This is a genomic window from Flavobacterium sp. (assembly GCF_043722275.1).
Taxonomy (GTDB): Bacteria; Bacteroidota; Bacteroidia; order Flavobacteriales; family Flavobacteriaceae; genus Flavobacterium.
Window position 1 is genome coordinate 1 of record NZ_JAYSPC010000106.1, and the last position, 18,091, is coordinate 18,091.

Annotated in this window: 11 protein-coding genes and 2 pseudogenes; 9 read left to right on the forward strand and 4 right to left on the reverse strand. The window is 32.0% G+C overall.

All coding sequences use genetic code 11. The annotated features are described in order from the left end of the window. The 6 genes and pseudogenes from ACHZDT_RS13395 to ACHZDT_RS13420 all read left to right on the forward strand — a co-directional run. Positions 1-580 (forward strand): annotated as a pseudogene (locus tag ACHZDT_RS13395) (excinuclease ABC subunit UvrA); the annotation flags it as partial. A 117-nt stretch (positions 581-697) separates the two neighbouring features. After that, positions 698-1,674 (forward strand): annotated as a pseudogene (locus ACHZDT_RS13400) (virulence RhuM family protein). 346 nt (positions 1,675-2,020) lie between these two features. Continuing rightward, positions 2,021-2,380 carry a cupin domain-containing protein gene (locus ACHZDT_RS13405; protein WP_394775135.1) on the forward strand — a complete coding sequence of 120 codons (360 nt, stop codon included), beginning with the start codon at positions 2,021-2,023 and terminating at the stop codon, positions 2,378-2,380. A gap of 233 nt (positions 2,381-2,613) precedes the next feature. Next, the gene (locus ACHZDT_RS13410; RefSeq protein WP_394775136.1) at positions 2,614-3,342 is read left to right on the forward strand and encodes a TIGR00730 family Rossman fold protein; all 729 of its coding nucleotides are present in this window, start codon (positions 2,614-2,616) and stop codon (positions 3,340-3,342) included. Between the two features lie 304 nt (positions 3,343-3,646). After that, a complete protein-coding gene (locus ACHZDT_RS13415) occupies positions 3,647-6,397 on the forward strand; it encodes an aminopeptidase (protein ID WP_394775165.1) in 2,751 nt (916 codons plus the stop codon). A 186-nt stretch (positions 6,398-6,583) separates the two neighbouring features. After that, positions 6,584-8,998: a thiamine pyrophosphate-dependent enzyme gene (locus tag ACHZDT_RS13420; protein WP_394775137.1), complete on the forward strand. Its 2,415-nt coding sequence runs from the start codon at positions 6,584-6,586 to the stop codon at positions 8,996-8,998. 293 nt (positions 8,999-9,291) lie between these two features. Here the strand turns inward: ACHZDT_RS13420 and kdsB are convergent, their stop codons facing one another. From kdsB to ACHZDT_RS13435, 3 genes are all read right to left on the reverse strand, one after another. After that, positions 9,292-10,023: a 3-deoxy-manno-octulosonate cytidylyltransferase gene (gene kdsB, locus ACHZDT_RS13425; RefSeq protein ID WP_394775138.1), complete on the reverse strand. Its 732-nt coding sequence runs from the start codon at positions 10,021-10,023 to the stop codon at positions 9,292-9,294. A gap of 104 nt (positions 10,024-10,127) precedes the next feature. Next, positions 10,128-10,958: a 4,5-DOPA dioxygenase extradiol gene (ygiD, locus tag ACHZDT_RS13430; RefSeq protein ID WP_394775139.1), complete on the reverse strand. Its 831-nt coding sequence runs from the start codon at positions 10,956-10,958 to the stop codon at positions 10,128-10,130. An 88-nt stretch (positions 10,959-11,046) separates the two neighbouring features. After that, positions 11,047-12,471, reverse strand: coding sequence for an ATP-dependent RecD-like DNA helicase (locus tag ACHZDT_RS13435; RefSeq protein WP_394775140.1), 1,425 nt, complete (start codon positions 12,469-12,471; stop codon positions 11,047-11,049). A 399-nt stretch (positions 12,472-12,870) separates the two neighbouring features. Here ACHZDT_RS13435 and ACHZDT_RS13440 point away from each other — a divergent pair, with 399 nt between their 5' ends. Together ACHZDT_RS13440 and ACHZDT_RS13445 are read left to right on the forward strand one after the other, a co-directional pair. Beyond that, a complete protein-coding gene (locus ACHZDT_RS13440) occupies positions 12,871-13,692 on the forward strand; it encodes a DUF3822 family protein (RefSeq protein WP_394775141.1) in 822 nt (273 codons plus the stop codon). Further along, positions 13,689-14,291 (forward strand): RsmD family RNA methyltransferase, encoded by a 603-nt coding sequence (locus ACHZDT_RS13445; protein WP_394775142.1) that lies wholly within the window; start codon positions 13,689-13,691, stop codon positions 14,289-14,291. Before ACHZDT_RS13440 ends, ACHZDT_RS13445 begins: the two co-directional genes overlap by 4 nt. Before the next feature lie 51 nt (positions 14,292-14,342). Here the strand turns inward: ACHZDT_RS13445 and ACHZDT_RS13450 are convergent, their stop codons facing one another. Beyond that, positions 14,343-16,457 carry a TonB-dependent receptor domain-containing protein gene (locus ACHZDT_RS13450; protein ID WP_394775143.1) on the reverse strand — a complete coding sequence of 705 codons (2,115 nt, stop codon included), beginning with the start codon at positions 16,455-16,457 and terminating at the stop codon, positions 14,343-14,345. 269 nt (positions 16,458-16,726) lie between these two features. Between ACHZDT_RS13450 and ACHZDT_RS13455 the strand changes: the two genes are divergently transcribed. Next, positions 16,727-18,085 carry a sensor histidine kinase gene (locus ACHZDT_RS13455; protein ID WP_394775144.1) on the forward strand — a complete coding sequence of 453 codons (1,359 nt, stop codon included), beginning with the start codon at positions 16,727-16,729 and terminating at the stop codon, positions 18,083-18,085. The last annotated feature ends 6 nt before the right edge of the window (positions 18,086-18,091 follow it).

The window sequence follows — 18,091 nt, forward strand, 5'->3', positions numbered from 1 at the left end:
CACAGTTGAAATGCAGTTTATGGCAGATATATCGTTGCCTTGCGAAGCTTGTAATAGCAAACGTTTTAAAGCAGAAACCTTAGAAGTACTTTATAAAGGAAAATCAATTTCGGATATTTTGAATATGACCGTTGATGAAGCGGTTCCGTTTTTTGAAAATATCCCGAAGATTTACAGAAAAGTAAAAACAATTCAGGATGTTGGTTTAGGATATATTACTCTTGGGCAACAAAGCACAACACTTTCCGGTGGTGAAGCGCAACGTATAAAACTGGCTGGAGAATTATCTAAAAAAGATACAGGAAATACGTTTTATATTCTTGACGAACCTACTACAGGATTGCATTTTGAAGACATTCGTGTTTTGATGGATGTAATCAATAAATTAGTCGATAAAGGAAACACAATCCTGATCATCGAACATAATATGGATGTTATAAAACTTGCTGATTACATCATTGACATTGGTCCTGAAGGTGGAAAAGGCGGAGGACAATTAATCGCTAAAGGAACTCCGGAAGAAGTAGCAAAAAATAAAAAAAGTTATACAGCTAAGTTTTTGAAAAAGGAATTATCTTAATACTTTAGCTCAAATTACATCAAAAAGACAAGCTATATTAGCTTTATAATATAAAATAAAAGTAAAACGTAAGTATGAGGATCAAGAACAAAATCTTCAAATACTTCCAATTTTGTTATTTTTAAAACGGGAAATGGAAAGATTAATATTGATGTTTATTTTCAGGATCAAACTCTTTGGTTATCTCAAAAACGAATTGCCGAATTATTTCAGAAAGGGCGTTCAACTATAACAGGGCATCTGAAAAATATTTTTTTAGATGGAGAGTTAGATGAAATTTCAGTATGTCGGGATTTCCGACATACTGCTGAAGACGGAAAAGTATACACTTCAAAATTTTATAATTTAAAAGTAATTACTGGAGTTGGTTATAGAGTAAACTCAGAACGTGCTATTGAATTTCGAAAATGGGCAACAGAAATTTTACACGAATACATCATCAAGGGTTTTGCAATGGATGATGAACGCTTAAAGCAAATGAAGCATTTTGGTCAGGATTATTTTGACGAAATGCTGGAACGAGTAAGGGAAATTAGGTTAAGCGAGTGAAGGCTTTATCAAAAAATAACTGATATTTATGCACTTTCTGCAGATTACGATAGTCAATCTACGATTACACAACAATTTTTCGCCGTTGTACAAAATAAATTACATTGGGCAATTACTGGTAAAACGGCTGCAGAAATAATTTATAAGGAAGCTGATGCTACAAAGTTGTTTATGGGTTTAAAAACATCTAAACAAGCACCTGAAGGAAAAATACTAAAAAGCGATGTTATTATCGCTAAAAATTACCTGAATGAGGAGCATATAAGGTCATTGCGAAGAATTATAACCGCTTATTTAGATTTGGCAGAAAGTAGAGCCACAAATAGAAAAGTTATGAATATGGAAGATTGGGAAAAATTTCTAATTCAATTTCTAGAATTGGCAGACTACCCTATTCTTACCAATGTAGGGAAAATAAATATGTTAGAAGCAAAGTTGAAAGCAGAATCTGAATATGAAAATTTAGAATTATACAAGATGAAAACTTCATTTCGGATTTTGATAAAGAATTAAAAAAAAGATTAGATAATCACCAATCAAAGTAAAAAATCTATACTGCTAACTTTGAAAAGAATTGGAATAAAGAAATCTTATACAGGATCAGAAGATTTTAATCCGTTGAAAACATAATACCTCCACAAACAAGTTCCGTTAGGAATGACATATTTTGTTGCAACGGATTTCAATCCGTTGAATGTTGCGAAATATCAAAATCATTATTCAATCTTCCAACATACTGATTATGAATCCCCAACCAAAAACACACACTCAGAAATGTTACATTTAAATTAATAAATCCCCATTTCTATAACAATTCTCAAAAAAAGCACTAATTTAGTACGCCCTTTTTGCCAAAGTTTTTGATTCTGGCAAGGAGTAAGATAAAAATCTATGAATCTAAAAGAGAAATTCAGTAGCGTAAACCAATATTTTTCGCCTAAAATTATTGATGAAGTAAACGATCAATATATTAAAGTGGCTAAAATAAAAGGTCAGGAAGTACCGTGGCATAATCATGAGAATGAAGACGAATTATTTTACATTGTCGATGGTGAACTTTTAATGGAAATCGAAAGCAAACCATCATTCACCATGAAAAAAGGTGATTTATTCGTTGTGAAAAAAGGCATTAATCACAGGGTTTCATCGGTGGAGGAATGTTCAATAATGCTGATTGAATCGAAAACTACAGAACATACCGGAAAGGTCAAAAGCAACATTACAAAATCAGTTGAAGAACAAACGTATTAATTAAAAAAGAATTCTTCATTTATAAACTAATGTTTCAATTAATAACTGATGCCCTAGCCCTGATGGGAACGGCATCCTTTTGTGCGGTCCCGAGGCTTCGGGAGCCATAAAAGATATAGTGGACAGCAGGAAACAGCTCCTCATTTCGACTCCGCTCACTGTGACAACTTGAATGAGACAATTTTAAAAAAGACACAACTTAAACAAAAATATAAATTATTAAAATATCTAAAATGAGATTAGAAGATTTTGACAATGATGAGGATAAAATAATCCAGGATCGTTTGAAACAAAAAACGTGGAACGAAATTAGAACGAATGACAGCTGGGCGATTTTTAAAATCATGGCCGAGTTTGTAAATGGTTACGAAAGCATGGGACGTATTGGTCCATGCGTATCTATTTTTGGATCTGCAAGAACAAAACCGGAGGATAAATATTATTTATTGGCCGAAAAAATTGCGTACAAAATTAGTAAAGCCGGTTACGGTGTTATTACAGGTGGTGGTCCGGGAATTATGGAAGCCGGAAATAAAGGTGCACATTTAGGAGGCGGAACTTCAGTTGGTTTGAATATCGAATTGCCTTTTGAACAGCACTTTAACCCTTATATTGATCACGATAAAAACCTGAATTTCGATTATTTCTTTGTGAGAAAAGTAATGTTCGTTAAATATTCACAAGGTTTTGTGGTTATGCCTGGAGGTTTTGGAACTTTAGACGAAATGTTTGAAGCGATTACTTTAATTCAGACTAAAAAAATTGGAAAATTCCCAATCATATTAGTTGGTGTTGAATTCTGGTCTGGATTGATCGAATGGGTGAAAACAGTTTTGGTTGAAAAAATGCAAACAGTAAGTCCTGATGATTTGAACTTATTCAAGATTGTAGACACTGAAGATGAAGTAGTTGATGTATTAGACAAATTTTATAAGAAATATGATTTAAGTCCTAATTTCTAAAATAAATCTAACTATATACGCGATATAAGTTCATATTAATTTAACATGAATTAATTATCAACTTAAATTAACTTATATTACTTACATGGTAAAATAACATTATTTCTTACAAAAAAATTAAAGCTGTTTTTTAAAACAGCTTTTTTTATACTATTTTTACAGAAAACCAAAACAAACTTACAAACGTAAATTAAACTATATCGCTAACCATTCTAAGCCATCATTGAAACCATTTTATAAAATTATTTTCTTCGTTTTTGTTTTGATGAGCTCATTAAAACAGTTTGCACAACATCAGTCAAAGGTGGAAGTCGCGGTTAATATTGAGCTGAAAACGCTGAATGTAAAACAGGATATTACGTATTATAACACTTCAAACGATTCGTTGATTTCGATTGTTTTAAACGATTGGAACAATGCTTTCTCTGATAAAAACACACCGCTGGCAAGAAGATTTTCGGATGAATTTTATAGAGGTTTTCATTTGGCGAAAGCTGCGGAAAGAGGAAATACTACAATTATAAATCTAACCGATTCTGATAATATTGCGCTGGAATGGGAACGAACTGAAAAAAATCCAGACCTAGTTGTTGTAAAATTTAAGCGAAAATTAAATCCGGGCGAAAAAATCGATTTGCATTTAATATACATTTCTAAGATTCCGAGTGATAAATTTACGCGTTACGGGTTTGACCAAAATGGCGGAATGAACCTGAAAAACTGGTTTTTAAGTCCTGCTCGTTTTCAAGATCATAGTTTTGTGACTTATAATAATTTCAATTTAGATGATATTGCGAATGCCAGAACAGATTATGAAGTAAATATCAAGATTCCAAATCAATATTCTGTTACTACAGATTTGAATTTGGTTGGCGAAGATGCTACAAATTCTTCTTTTAAAACATATTCATTTTCTGGAAATAACAGAACTGACTTTAACTTTTTTATCGAAAAACAAAACAGTTTTATAAGTTATGAAAACGGATCTGTAGAAGTAGTTTCGAATCTTAAAAACAAAAAGATTACTGAGATTCAGAAAGCAATAATTATCAATCGTGTTGTGACTTTTGCAAATACGTTTATTGGGAAATATCCACATCAAAAAATTACTGTTTCCCAAACAGATTATGATAGAAATCCGTTTTATGGATTGAATCAGTTGCCATCATTTATTAGTCCGTTTACAGATGATTTTATTTTTGAAATTACCTTCTTAAAAACATATCTTAATAATTATCTTAAAAACAGTTTGAAACTCGATCCGCGAAAAGACAATTGGGTTTATGATGGAATTCAAATTTATGCGATGATGAAATTCATGGAGGAAAATCATCTGGATCAAAAAATGCTTGGAAGGCTTTCTGATTGGAAAATCTTTAAAAGTTATAACATTGCTAATTTGACTTTTAATGAGCAATACAGCTATTATTATATGCTGATGGCGAGAAAAAATCTGGATCAGCCGCTTGGAGATCCGAAGAATACTTTAATAAAATTCAACGAACAAATTGCCAGTAAATATCGTGCAGGATTAAGCCTTAGCTATTTAGACGATTATTTAAATCATAATATTGTTCCGGAAAGTGTGCAGGAATTTTATAACCTGAATAAGACTGACCAAACTAACCGTTATGATTTTGAGAAAATCTTAATTAAAAATAGTCCTAAAAAAATCGATTGGTTTTTTAATACTATTATTGATTCCAGAGATATTATCGATTATAAATTTTCGCATGTTTCGAGAACGAAAGACAGCGTTCAATTTCAGGTAAGAAACAAAACCAATAATTTTGTTCCGATTCCGGTTTATGGACTGAAAAAAAATGAAATCGTTTTTAAAACATGGATCGAGCCTAAAAACAATGATTCGATTTATGAGTTTGATAGAAAAAGTGCCGATAAAATAGTTTTAAACTATGATAATGAGGTTCCTGAATACAACTTGAGAAACAACTGGAAATCATTAAAAAGTCTGGTAATTACAAATCGCCCAATTAAATTTAATTTTGCTAAAGATTTAGAAGATCCTTATTATAACCAGATTTTATATATCCCAACGCTTACATACAACTTGTACGACGGTTTTACTCCTGGTGTTCGTTTTCATAATAAAACCATTCTGGACAAACCATTTACTTTTGACATTAATCCTGCCTATTCTATTAAGGCTGGAACAATATCAGGTTCATCAGCTTTTGTATGGAATGAATATTATCGCAATACTACACTTTATAATGTACGGTATTCTATTAGCCAGAATTATTTTCATTATGCGCCTGACGCTACTTATTTAAAATTGAACCCAATGGTTCAGTTTCGAATTCGGGAAGAGAATTTAAGAGATAATAGAAAACAGCTTTTTATGTTTCGTCAAGTAATTGTAAATCGGGAAGCAAGCAAATATATAACTGATAATTCTACACCTAATTATTCCATATTTAATGCTCGTTATTCGAACACAAAAACGGAATTAATCAATCATTTTAACTTTATGACTGATCTTCAATTTGCGGGAAACTTTGGAAAAGTAGCTGCAGAAATTGAATACAGACGATTATTTGAAAACAATCATAAACTGAATTTGAGATTTTATGCAGGAAGCTTTTTGTATAACACAACAAATTCAGATTATTTTAGTTTTGGATTAGACCGTCCGACCGATTATATGTTTGATTATAATTTTTACGGACGATCTGAAAGTACCGGATTTTTTAGTCAGCAATATATAATGGCCGAAGGTGGTTTTAAATCAAAATTACAGCCAGCGTACGCCAATCAATGGATGACAACATTAAATGCAAGTTATTCAATCTGGAACTGGATTGAGGCTTATGGCGATATTGGTTTTATGAAAAGTAAACATCAAAGTGAGAATTTTGTTTATGATAGCGGTATCAGATTAAATCTTGTTCCTGATTACTTTGAAGTATATTTTCCTGTTTATTCTAATAACGGGTGGGAAATTTCTCAAAATAAATACAACGAAAAAATACGATTTGTTATCACATTATCACCAAAAACATTACTCAATCTTTTTACTAGAAAATGGTTTTAATTGAATAAAATTTAAAGAAAAACATGCATTATTATCATTAAATTACATATTTATATCAATATAAGTTAAAAAATATACGCAGTTTTTTGATTTTAAATACAAATAATTAAATTATATTTACTTTAAAGAATTATGATTATTGATTGTTTTTAAGTAATTTCGCAGTCTCACTTGACCCTCAAGATTATGATAAAAGAAAAAAGCAATACTACACTAACATTTGAAGATTTCAAAACTGAGGTATTGAACGACTACAGAATTGCAGTTACCAGCCGCGAATGTAGCCTTTTAGGTCGTAAAGAAGTATTAACCGGAAAGGCCAAATTTGGAATTTTTGGTGACGGAAAAGAAGTGCCGCAGCTTGCTATGGCAAAGGCTTTTAAAAACGGAGATTTCCGTTCCGGATATTATCGCGATCAGACTTTTATGATGGCTATTGGAGCATTAACTCCAAAACAATTTTTCGCAGGTTTATACGGTCACACAGATTTAGAATATGATCCAATGTCTGCCGGAAGACAAATGGGCGGACATTTTGTAACCCATAGTTTAAACGAAGACGGGTCCTGGAAAGACTTAACAAAACAAAAAAATTCAAGCGCAGATATATCTCCTACAGCAGGACAAATGCCAAGATTATTGGGATTAGCTCAGGCTTCAAAAATTTACAGAAACGTTGATGGAATTACCATCAAAGACAAATTCTCGGTAAACGGAAATGAAATCGCCTGGGGAACTATAGGAAACGCAAGCACATCTGAAGGTTTGTTTTTTGAAACCATAAATGCTGCCGGAGTTCTTCAAGTACCAATGGTAATGAGCGTTTGGGATGATGAATACGGAATTTCGGTTCATGCAAGACATCAAACTACTAAAGAAAATATATCGGAGATTTTAAAAGGATACCAACGCGACGAAGAATCAAACGGGTATGAAATTTTTAGAGTTAAAGGTTGGGATTATGCAGAGTTGGTTTCAACATATGAAAGAGCTGCTGCAATTGCCCGCGAACATCATATTCCCGTTTTAATTCACGTAAACGAATTAACACAACCGCAAGGTCACTCTACTTCCGGTTCTCACGAGCGTTACAAAAATGCAGAAAGGCTGGCTTGGGAAAAAGATTTTGACTGTGTTCGTCAAATGCGTTTATGGATGATTGCCATCAATATTGCATCTCCGGAAGAACTGGCAGAAATTGAAAATGAATTGAAAAAAGAAGTTCTGGAAGCTAAAAAAGAAGCTTGGAATTCATTCATCAATCCAATTATCGAAGATCAAAAAAATCTTATGGTTTTACTGGAGCAAATTTCTGCTGCAAGTATTAATCATAAAGACAAAATTCAAAAATATATTTCAGAATTAAGCGTAATTAAATCTCCTTTAAAAAAGGAAATGCTGGTAATCGCCAGAAAAATATTGCGTTTTATTGAAGTTCCAAACAGCAAGGTTTTATTATCAGACTGGATTACGAATTATATCGAAATCACACAACCAAGATTCAGCAGCAATTTACATTCTGATTCAGGTAAAAGCGTTCTTTCAGTAGAAAAAGTACTTCCTGAATATGCAGATAATGCAAAACCTGATTTAGACGGGCGAATGATTCTTCGTGATAATTTTGATGCTTTGTTTACCAAATATCCTGAAACACTAATTTTTGGTGAAGACGTAGGAAACATTGGTGACGTAAATCAAGGTTTAGAAGGCATGCAGGAAAAATACGGTGAACTTCGTGTTGCCGATGTTGGTATTCGTGAAGCTACAATTATTGGTCAGGGAATTGGAATGGCTTTAAGAGGTTTACGTCCAATTGCTGAAATTCAATATTTAGATTATTTACTATATGCGATTCAAATCATGAGTGATGATTTGGCAACGCTGCAATATAGAACCGTTGGAAAACAAAAAGCACCTTTAATTATCAGAACCCGCGGACATCGTCTTGAAGGCATCTGGCATTCCGGTTCTCCAATGGGAATGATCATTAACGCAATTCGCGGAATCCACGTTTTGGTTCCTAGAAATATGACACAAGCAGCAGGTTTTTACAACGCTCTTTTAGAGTGCGATGAACCCGCTTTAGTAATCGAATGTTTAAATGGTTACCGTTTAAAAGAAAAAACTCCACTGAATTTTGGTGAATTCAAAACGCCAATTGGAGTTGTTGAAACCCTAAAAGAAGGCGCAGATATTACTTTAGTCTCTTACGGATCAACTTTAAGATTAGTAGAACAAGCTGCAACCGAATTACTTGATTTAGGAATTGATTGCGAAGTTATAGATATTCAATCCCTACTTCCGTTTGACGTTAATAAGGATATTGTAAAAAGTATCGCCAAAACAAATCGTCTTTTAGTAATCGACGAAGACGTTCCGGGTGGAGCTTCGGCTTATATTTTACAACAAATTCTCGAAGAACAAAACGCTTATATTCATCTTGACAGTAAACCGCAAACTCTTGCTGCAAAAGCACACAGACCAGCGTACGGAACTGATGGTGATTATTTTTCTAAACCTTCTGCCGAAGATATTTTCGAAAAAGTATACTCGATGATGCATGAAGTTAATCCTGCTAAATATCCTAATTTATACCAATAATTTAGTTCAAATTTTAATATAAAAAAAGCTCCAAATCGTAATGATTTGGAGCTTTTTTTATCCATTTTTGTCATTTCGAACTAGAAATCACATTCGTAACCAGACAAAGATTGATGACTTTCTATACGGAGTATCTTGTGTGATTTCTCCCTTCGATCGAAAGACAAGATTGTGTTAATTACTTTGCGCGGGCTTCGACTTCGCTCAGCTTGACAAAAATATAGCATAAAAATCCGTATTAATCCGCGCCTTCGCGATAGCGAATCCGTCTCATCCGTGTGCCATCAAACAAACTAAGCTCTCAAAATAGCCCTAGCCTTTTCTAAATCTTCAGCCGTATCGATCCCAATTCCAACATGCGTGGTTTCGACCATTTTAATACGTTTTCCAAATTCTAAATAACGAAGTTGTTCCAATTTCTCAGAAGCTTCTAAAGATTTCATTGGTAAACTATAAAAATCTAATAAAGCTTGTTTTCTAAAAGCATAAATTCCAATGTGTTGAAAATAGTGAACTCCAACATCCTTATCTCTTGGATATGGAATCACCGAACGTGAAAAATACAATGCAAATTGCGATTGATCGACAACCACTTTTACATTATTAGGATTATTGATTTCGTCTTCATCTGTGATCTCACGCATCAATGAAGCTAAATCTACTTTACGATCTGCATCGTTCTTAAAAACCGACAAAACCTGCTCTAAAGGTCCAGCTTCTGTAAAAGGTTCGTCACCCTGAACATTTACTACAATATCAACATCTAAATTCGCAATGGCTTCGGCAATTCGATCACTTCCTGATTCGTGTTCTTTAATGCTCATAATGGCTTTTCCACCCTTAGAAACAATTTCATCAAATATCAAATCAGAATCTGTTACAACAAATACGTCGTCAAACAATTTTGTAGCAACAGTTGCCTCGTAAGTTCTTAGAATTACGGTTTTTCCTCCAAGATCCTGCATTAGTTTTGCAGGAAATCGTGTTGATGCATATCGCGCCGGAATTACAGCTATTATTTTCATTAGTAATATCTTTAATTTTCTATTTTTTTATTCTCTGTGAATCTCTGTGAAAATCTTTGCGCAACTTTGTGTTATAATTTTACCACAGAGAAACACAAAGTTTTTTACATAATTTTGACCGAAGTCATACTCAGCGAACCTGCCATTAATTTATCATTAAACAAAGTCAGTTCTTCTGAATCTTCTTTTAAACCTAAAGTATAAAGCAAAGGCAAATAATGTTCAGGAGTTGGAATTGCGAGTTGAGTTGCCTTATTCATTCTTTCGAAATCAATCAAAGGCTGGAAATTTCCATCTAATAAATGATTATTAATCGTTTCGCGCGCTTCAATTGCCCAATCGAAACCGTAATTATCCTTATCAAAATTTCGAAAATCGACCAAACGTAAATTGTGAACGATATTTCCGCTTCCTATGATTAAAACTCCTTTATGACGTAATGATTGCAACTTTTGAGCCAACTCAAAATGATATTGCCCAGACTTTGTATAATCAATACTTAACTGAATTACCGGAACATTTGCTTCCGGATATAAATGTTTTATTACGCTCCACGCTCCGTGATCTAACCCCCAATGTTCATCTAAATCAACATGAACCGGTTCAAGTATTTTTTGAGTTTCTAATGCTAATTCAGGACTTCCTTTTGCAGGATATTGAACATCGAATAAAGCTTGAGGAAAACCTCCAAAATCATGGATTGTTCTTGGCATTTGCATTGAAGTAACTTTGGTTCCGTTTGTAAACCAATGCGCCGAAATACACAAAATCGCATTGGGTTGCGGTAATGTTTTGGCAAGATCACGAAAACCAGCCACAAACTGATTTTCTTCAATTGCATTCATTGGGCTGCCGTGTCCTAAAAATAAAACCGGCATTTTATCTGTATTCGAAAACGTAGATGAAATCGAATGTAAGTCGTTTAGTGTTGTCATTATAAATAATTATAAACACGAATTTCACAGATTTTCACTAATGCTAAATCTAAAAAAATAATTCGTGCTAATTCGTGAAATTAGTGTTTTACTCTTCAAAACTCTCGTCTTTAAATCCTATCAAATATAATTTATTTTTGGCACGCGTCATCGCTGTATAAAGCCATCTGATATAATCGCGATCGATTCCGTTTGGTAAATAAGGCTGTTCTATAAAAACCGTATTCCATTGTCCACCTTGTGATTTATGACACGTTATTGCGTAAGAGAATTTTACTTGCAATCCGTTAAAATATTCGTTCTCTTTAACCTTTTGAAACTTCTTATATTTAGTCGATTCGCCTTCGTAATCCTTCATAACTTCTTCGTACAAACGATTTGATTCTTCGTACGTTAACGATGGAGATTCACTTTTAATGGTATCTAAAAGCAATACTGTTTCAAAAGGTTTCTGATCCGGATAATCGACCATTCTGATTTTTACTTTCGCAAAATTAAATCCATATAATTCCTTTATACCAAATAATTCCAGCACTTCGATAATATCGCCATTAGCAATAAATCCGGCTTCATCAGTTTCTTTTAACCAAAAATAATTATTCTTGACCACCATCAAAAAATCGCCAACCGAAAGTTCACTTTCTTTAAATAAAATTCGGGTTCTGATTTGCTCATTGTATTGATTTGCACGTTTATTTGAACGCACAATAAAAGCGGTATCTTCAATACTATAATTGCTATATGCAGAATTTATAGCATCCTGAATATCATAACCATCTGTCAATCGAATAATATCTTTGAACTTTTTTACGTTGAATTTAAACTCGGTAATAAAAGTATCTTTCAACAATTCACGCAGTTCAGTTGCGTTGAATAAAATCCCGGAATTTTCCTCCTGACGCATTACTTCGTCAAGTTCTATATGCTCAATTTCCTTATCATAATGAATGCCCAAAGTCTGAATATCAAGCGCGGGACTAATATCTAAATTCACCGGCGGTAACTGAGCCGTATCTCCCAAAAGAATCATTTTGCAATTGGTTCCTGAATATACGTACGAAATCAAATCATCTAAAAGAGATCCGTTATCATACAATTTCGAGTCGGAATTACTGTCTGAAATCATCGAAGCTTCATCGACGATAAAAATCGTGTTTTTGTGTTTATTCAATTGTTTGGTAAAAGCCACGCCACCACCAGCAGATTTTTTAGGGAAATATATTTTTTTATGAATAGTAAAAGCAGGCGTATTCGAATAATTGGCAATAACTTTCGCCGCGCGACCTGTTGGCGCCAGCAAAACAAACTTTTTATTGATATCTCCAAGATTATTTACGATCGTAGAAATCACGGTTGTTTTTCCCGTTCCAGCATATCCTTTCAGAACAAAAATCGTGTCGTTATGTGTATCTGTAAGGAAAATAGCGATTTTCTGAAAAAAAATATCCTGTTTATAAGTTGGTGCAAAAGGAAATTTTTTTTGTAAAATGCCGTAAAAAAGTGATGAATTCATAAGGAAAAATTGAAATACAAAGTTCGGCTTTTTTAATGGTATGTCAATGTCAATTTCAAAAATCAATTTCAATGGCAATATCAATTTCAAAAAACAATATTAATGCAATTTCAATGTCAATTTTGAAAATCGATATTAATAGCAATTACAAAAATCAATTTCAATGTCAATGGAAAAAATAACGAAAAACTAAAATCTGAAATCTGAAATGATTTTTTAAAAAAAAATAATACTTTCAATTTAAAACGTTATAAAATTATTTAAATTAATATTGAATTTCATTTTTGATTTTTCCCATTGACATTGACATTGATATTGATATTATTATTTATTTTATTTGTAAGTTTGTAATCGCCTTAAATTCTTTCTTGTAAAACAGGTAACGAATTGTAAATCAATATGTCATTGCAAAATACAAACATCACTTCTAAAAATTACAAAAAGCTTTCTATTCAGGTTTCGTTGAATGGATTTTCGTTTTGTTGTTTTGATACACTAAATAATACCATTACAGCTTTTAATGAAGTCAACTTTGATGGTGCACAAAAAGCATCTAAAATCGAAGAATTGTATAGTTTAGCTTTTAAAAAATTTCCGGAGTTAAAAGAAACTTACGACGAAATTTTAGTTATTCACAACAATAATCTTTCGACTTTTGTGCCAACTGCCTTATTCGATGAAGATTTTTTAGGCAGCTATTTACAGTACACTACAAAAGTTTTTGAAACCGATTTTTTTACTTTCGATCAAATTTCAAAATACGAAATGCATTCGGTTTATATTCCGTACATCAACATTAATAATTTCCTGATTGATAATGTTGGTTCATTCGATTATAAACATGTCAACAGCATTTTGGTAGAGAAAATTTTAGAAAGTTCGAAAAATAACGACCAGAAAAAAATGGTCGTGAATTTTAATCCAAATCATTTTGAAGTTATTGTTGTTCAAAATCAAAAGCTTTTATTATTCAATTCATTTGAATACCAAACGCCCGAAGATTTTATATATTATTTGCTTTTTACAGCCGAACAATTGAGTTTAAATCCGGAAAGTTTTCCACTTGAATTGTTAGGTACAATCCATCAAAACGATGCGTTTTACGAGATTGCATATAAATATATCCGACATATTTCATTCTTGGATGTAAGCACATTACAAGAAAAAAACAGCTTTTCAACTGCACAGAATCAAAAACATTATATCTTATTTCAATCATGAGAATCATTTCAGGAAAATACAAAGGACGACGCATTTTTCCGCCAAAAAACCTTCCTGTAAGACCTACGACCGACATGAGTAAAGAAGCATTGTTTAATGTTTTAAATAATCATTTTAGTTTTGAAGGCCTGAAGATTTTGGACCTTTTTTCAGGTACAGGAAATATCAGTTTCGAATTTGCTTCACGCGGAAGTGCGCCAATTACATCAGTTGATGGTGATTTTGGATGCGTAAAATTCATCAAACAAGTTTCATCAGAATATGATTTTGACATTGCAGCAACCAAAAGCGATGTTTATAAATTTCTGGAAAACTGCAAAACCTCTTACGATATTATTTTTGCCGATCCTCCTTATGCATTAGATCAGGCTTCGTTTGAAAAAATTGTTCTAACGGTTTTCGAAAGAGAATTGCTTCACGAAGACGGAATGATGATTATTGAACATTCAAAATATACAAAAATGGAGCATTTAAGTAATTTCTCTTTTCAGAAAAATTACGGAGGTTCATTTTTTAGTTTCTTCGAATTAAACTCAACAGATGATGATGAGGAACTTACAATTAAACTGGACAAAGCTACAGAAGACGACGAAGGTTAATTTTTGTATTAAAGCATAAAAACTCTCTTGAAATTCAAGGGAGTTTTTGTTTTATTTCACTCTGTCTGAACTTTCCTCCATAGTTTTTCCTTTGAATTCTGTTTCCTTCATCTTTCCAAAAAAATACTTTATTGAAATGGAAATCAAATGATTATCTACAACATATCCAGCACTTGAATTAATATTATTAATTGTAAATTTTTCTGTTTCGATATTATTTTTAAAAATGTTATTGCAGCTTAATGTACAATTCCATTTTTTAGCAAATGTTTTTGAAACTGCTGCATCTACTATAAATCGTGCATTTGTTTCAAAAACGCCGGTGTATTGTTTTGTTAATCCCCAAAAATTAAAAGTCAACGAATATTCTTTTGGAAGTTTAAATTCATTATTTGAACTATAATACGAATATGGTTTTGGATTCATGACTTGCGCAGTACTATCTTCAATTTTTTCTAAAATGAAAACCAAAGAATTAGTCATTGTCCAAAATTTGTATGAGAATGGCAACGTAAAATCAACGGATAATCCAGAACTTTTATCAAAATTTATGTCCTTAAAAGTCATTAAATTATTTTGATCATCAAAAGAAAAACTATTGTAAACAGGATCTTTAGTCTGATAGTAACTTAATTTAACCGACTTGTCATGATACTGAAAAGTGCCCGAAATTTCATTAATAATTGTTGGTACCAAATTAATATTTCTTGAATATAGAAAATATGGATTGATATAAGTTGATCCCTGACTTAACGAAGAATAATTGGGTCTTGAAATACTTCTGGCGTAGTTCATAGAAATACTTTTGATGCTGTCTATTGGGAATGTAAACTGCGCTTTTGGAAAAAAATTCGTGTATTTTTTATCCAGTAATGGTAATGTATCCGCCCTGAATTTTCCAAATACACTTGAGTTTTCAACTCTGAAACCAATTGAGAAATCAACTTTTTTAATTTTCCCGGACAATTGAGTGTATCCGGATAAATTTTCTTCTTTAAAATCATAATTACTTAATTCATCCTGATTGGTTTCATTGTAAAAAATAGCAACATCAGATTTAGAAGTTGCTGATGAATACAATCCTCCAACTTCTAATTTCATTTCATTTTTAAACTTTTTCTCCATATCAATTCTTCCTGAAAAATAATTAACCTGAAATTTTTGATCCCTGATTTGTGTCAATTCAAATTGAGTATTATTAAAATTATTATTTATTTCGGTAAACAAAGCCTGATCAAAATTAGAATACTGCAAGGCTGTAAAAAACTGTGTATTAATAGACTTTATCTTTTTCTGATAGTTTGCAAATGAGTTTACAAAATTCTTTTTACTATCATTATCACTAAAAGTCACAACGTTATTTTCTACATTTTTATTCTTATTATCCGTTATTGTGTTAATCGGAAAAGTGTCGGATTGCAATTTACTGTTTACACTAAACGAGAAATAATCGTCCTCATTTATTTTATAAAACAAGCCTGCACCAAAAATATACTGATTTCTTTTTGTATCAGCAATGACATCATATTTAGAAGCAATATCTGCCGCTGGAATTTGATAATCAATACCATGACTTTCCCATGGATTCAATCGATTGTAGTTGAAATTTGCTTTTAATTCCAGTTTATTTTTTTTGAAACTCGAATTAAATCCGAGGTAATTATTGTAATTCTTTTTAAACGAAGCAACTTCAGAAACTTCAGTTTTAAAACTATCTTTTTTACTGAATTTACGTGTGATTAAAATCACAGAACGACCTTCGGCCTCATATTTAGATGATGGATTCTGGATAATTTCGATCGTTTTAATATCGGCTACCGCCAAAGCATTCAAATCGTTCATTCCAACTTTTTGATTGTCAATGTAGATCAAAGGATTCCCTCTGCCAATAGCCGAAATACTTTCTTTATCAGAACTCACCTGAACAGTTGGTAATTTTGCCAGTAAATCAACCGTATTAGGAATGGAATTATAAATAGAATTGGCAACATCTACTTTAATATTCCCGTTTGTGTTAGTAAACGTTTTTTTGTTTTGACTGATAACAACTTCATTTAGATGATTTGAAATACTGTCTTTTGGAGTTTCATTTTGTGCATATCCTGCTAAAGAAATAAGGAAAAACAAAAGGATTAAAAAAAGTTTTAAGGGCAAATAGATATTCATTTTTGGTTTGATTAAGATTGTAGTCCTGCAAAAGTGCTTCTAAAAAAATGTTCTGTAGGTTAATTGAAGGTTAATGCGGAGTTAATGCGCTTTTGGAACTATAAAAAGATTATTTTTGATTTGGAAAATAGCCCACAGATTTTACGGATTGAACGGATTTGCACAGATTCAATTATTATAGAAATCTGCTTAAATCATTTTTAAATCTGCGTGAAAAAAAATCAGTGTAAACCTGTTTAATCCGCGTCATCCGCGAGCCATAAAAACCAATGAAACAAAGAATCAATCTACTAATAGCTTTTTCAGTCGTCGCTTTAATAATTTTATCAACGGTTCAATGCTATTTGGTAAAAACCACTTATGATTATAAAGTAGCGCAGTTTCATACTGAAATCAAAAATGAAATTGCTAAAATTTCTAATAATTACAGTGATATTGATTCCTTAATTGTTGCTAAAAAAGAAGCGCTTTACAAACAATTATCTGAAAATTATATTCAGAAGAAAAACACCAGGCTTGAAGTTAAAAAATACATTCTTGAAAATGAATATCAGGATGTTTTGACACAGAAAATACAACGTAAGTTTGAAAGAGAATTACCGAATATAAAAATAGATTTTGCCATTGTACTCAATAAATTTATTTTGTATCAAAACACTAAAAAAGCAGATACAATTTTTTCTGAAAAACCTTTTATCCAAAACAAATTATACGGCAATCTTGCGTCATTAAACCATGCGTTTTTAGTGCGCAATTATGTTGGCACAACAAATGGTACTTACGCAAATCAGGATTATAAATTATTGACCGAAGATTCTATGTATATATCTGTAATCGATTGGGAAATGATTATTTTAAGACGAATGATGTTCGTTTTGATCTTGTCTTTACTTTCGATTTTAACCCTAATAACGCTTTTTGTAATTGCCATAAAGGCATTAATCAAACAGAAAAAAGTAAATGAAATCAAAACCGATTTTATCAATAATATTACGCACGAACTTAAAACGCCTTTAGCGACTTTAAGCATTTCGACTAAAATATTAGAGAGAAAAGACATTCGTGATAATGATGAAAATTTCAATACTATTGTCAACACAATTTCGCGTCAGAACAATCGGTTACAAAATTTAATTGATCAGGTTATGGCGAATTCATTGGCCGAAAACGGTATCGATTTACAAAAAGAAAAAATAGAAACCGAAGCTTTTATAGCTACAATAGTTAATGATTTTAAGATTACTTATCCTGAAATCGATATTAAAACCATCTTTAAAACAGAGAATACAAATCTGGTTCTGGATAAATTTTATTTGACAACCGCTCTTTTAAATGTACTTGAAAATGCCGTAAAATATGGATCAAACACGATTACAATAAAAACAAAACTAAACCAGAATCAATTTTCAATTTGCATTGAAGATGACGGAATTGGAATTGAAAAGAACAAACAATCGCTTCTTTTTGAGAAATTCTATCGCGTAGAACAAGGAAATCTTCACAATACAAAGGGCTTAGGCTTAGGTTTGTATTATGTCGATCAAATTATAAAAGCGCATCAGGGTTCTGTTAACGTGGTGAGTGATTTAGGAAAAGGAACTCTGTTTACTATTTTATTAAAAGTTTAATTATCT

Excerpts from the sequence above, each read along its gene's own strand:
- ACHZDT_RS13455 (WP_394775144.1), top strand. The coding sequence starts at position 16,727 with ATGAAACAAAGAATCAATCTACTAATAGCTTTTTCAGTCGTCGCTTTA.
- ACHZDT_RS13450 (WP_394775143.1), bottom strand. The coding sequence starts at position 16,457 with ATGAATATCTATTTGCCCTTAAAACTTTTTTTAATCCTTTTGTTTTTC.
- ACHZDT_RS13445 (WP_394775142.1), top strand. The coding sequence starts at position 13,689 with ATGAGAATCATTTCAGGAAAATACAAAGGACGACGCATTTTTCCGCCA.
- ACHZDT_RS13420 (WP_394775137.1), top strand. The coding sequence starts at position 6,584 with ATGATAAAAGAAAAAAGCAATACTACACTAACATTTGAAGATTTCAAA.
- ACHZDT_RS13405 (WP_394775135.1), top strand. The coding sequence starts at position 2,021 with ATGAATCTAAAAGAGAAATTCAGTAGCGTAAACCAATATTTTTCGCCT.
- ygiD (WP_394775139.1), bottom strand. The coding sequence starts at position 10,958 with ATGACAACACTAAACGACTTACATTCGATTTCATCTACGTTTTCGAAT.
- ACHZDT_RS13435 (WP_394775140.1), bottom strand. The coding sequence starts at position 12,471 with ATGAATTCATCACTTTTTTACGGCATTTTACAAAAAAAATTTCCTTTT.
- ACHZDT_RS13410 (WP_394775136.1), top strand. The coding sequence starts at position 2,614 with ATGAGATTAGAAGATTTTGACAATGATGAGGATAAAATAATCCAGGAT.
- ACHZDT_RS13440 (WP_394775141.1), top strand. The coding sequence starts at position 12,871 with ATGTCATTGCAAAATACAAACATCACTTCTAAAAATTACAAAAAGCTT.
- kdsB (WP_394775138.1), bottom strand. The coding sequence starts at position 10,023 with ATGAAAATAATAGCTGTAATTCCGGCGCGATATGCATCAACACGATTT.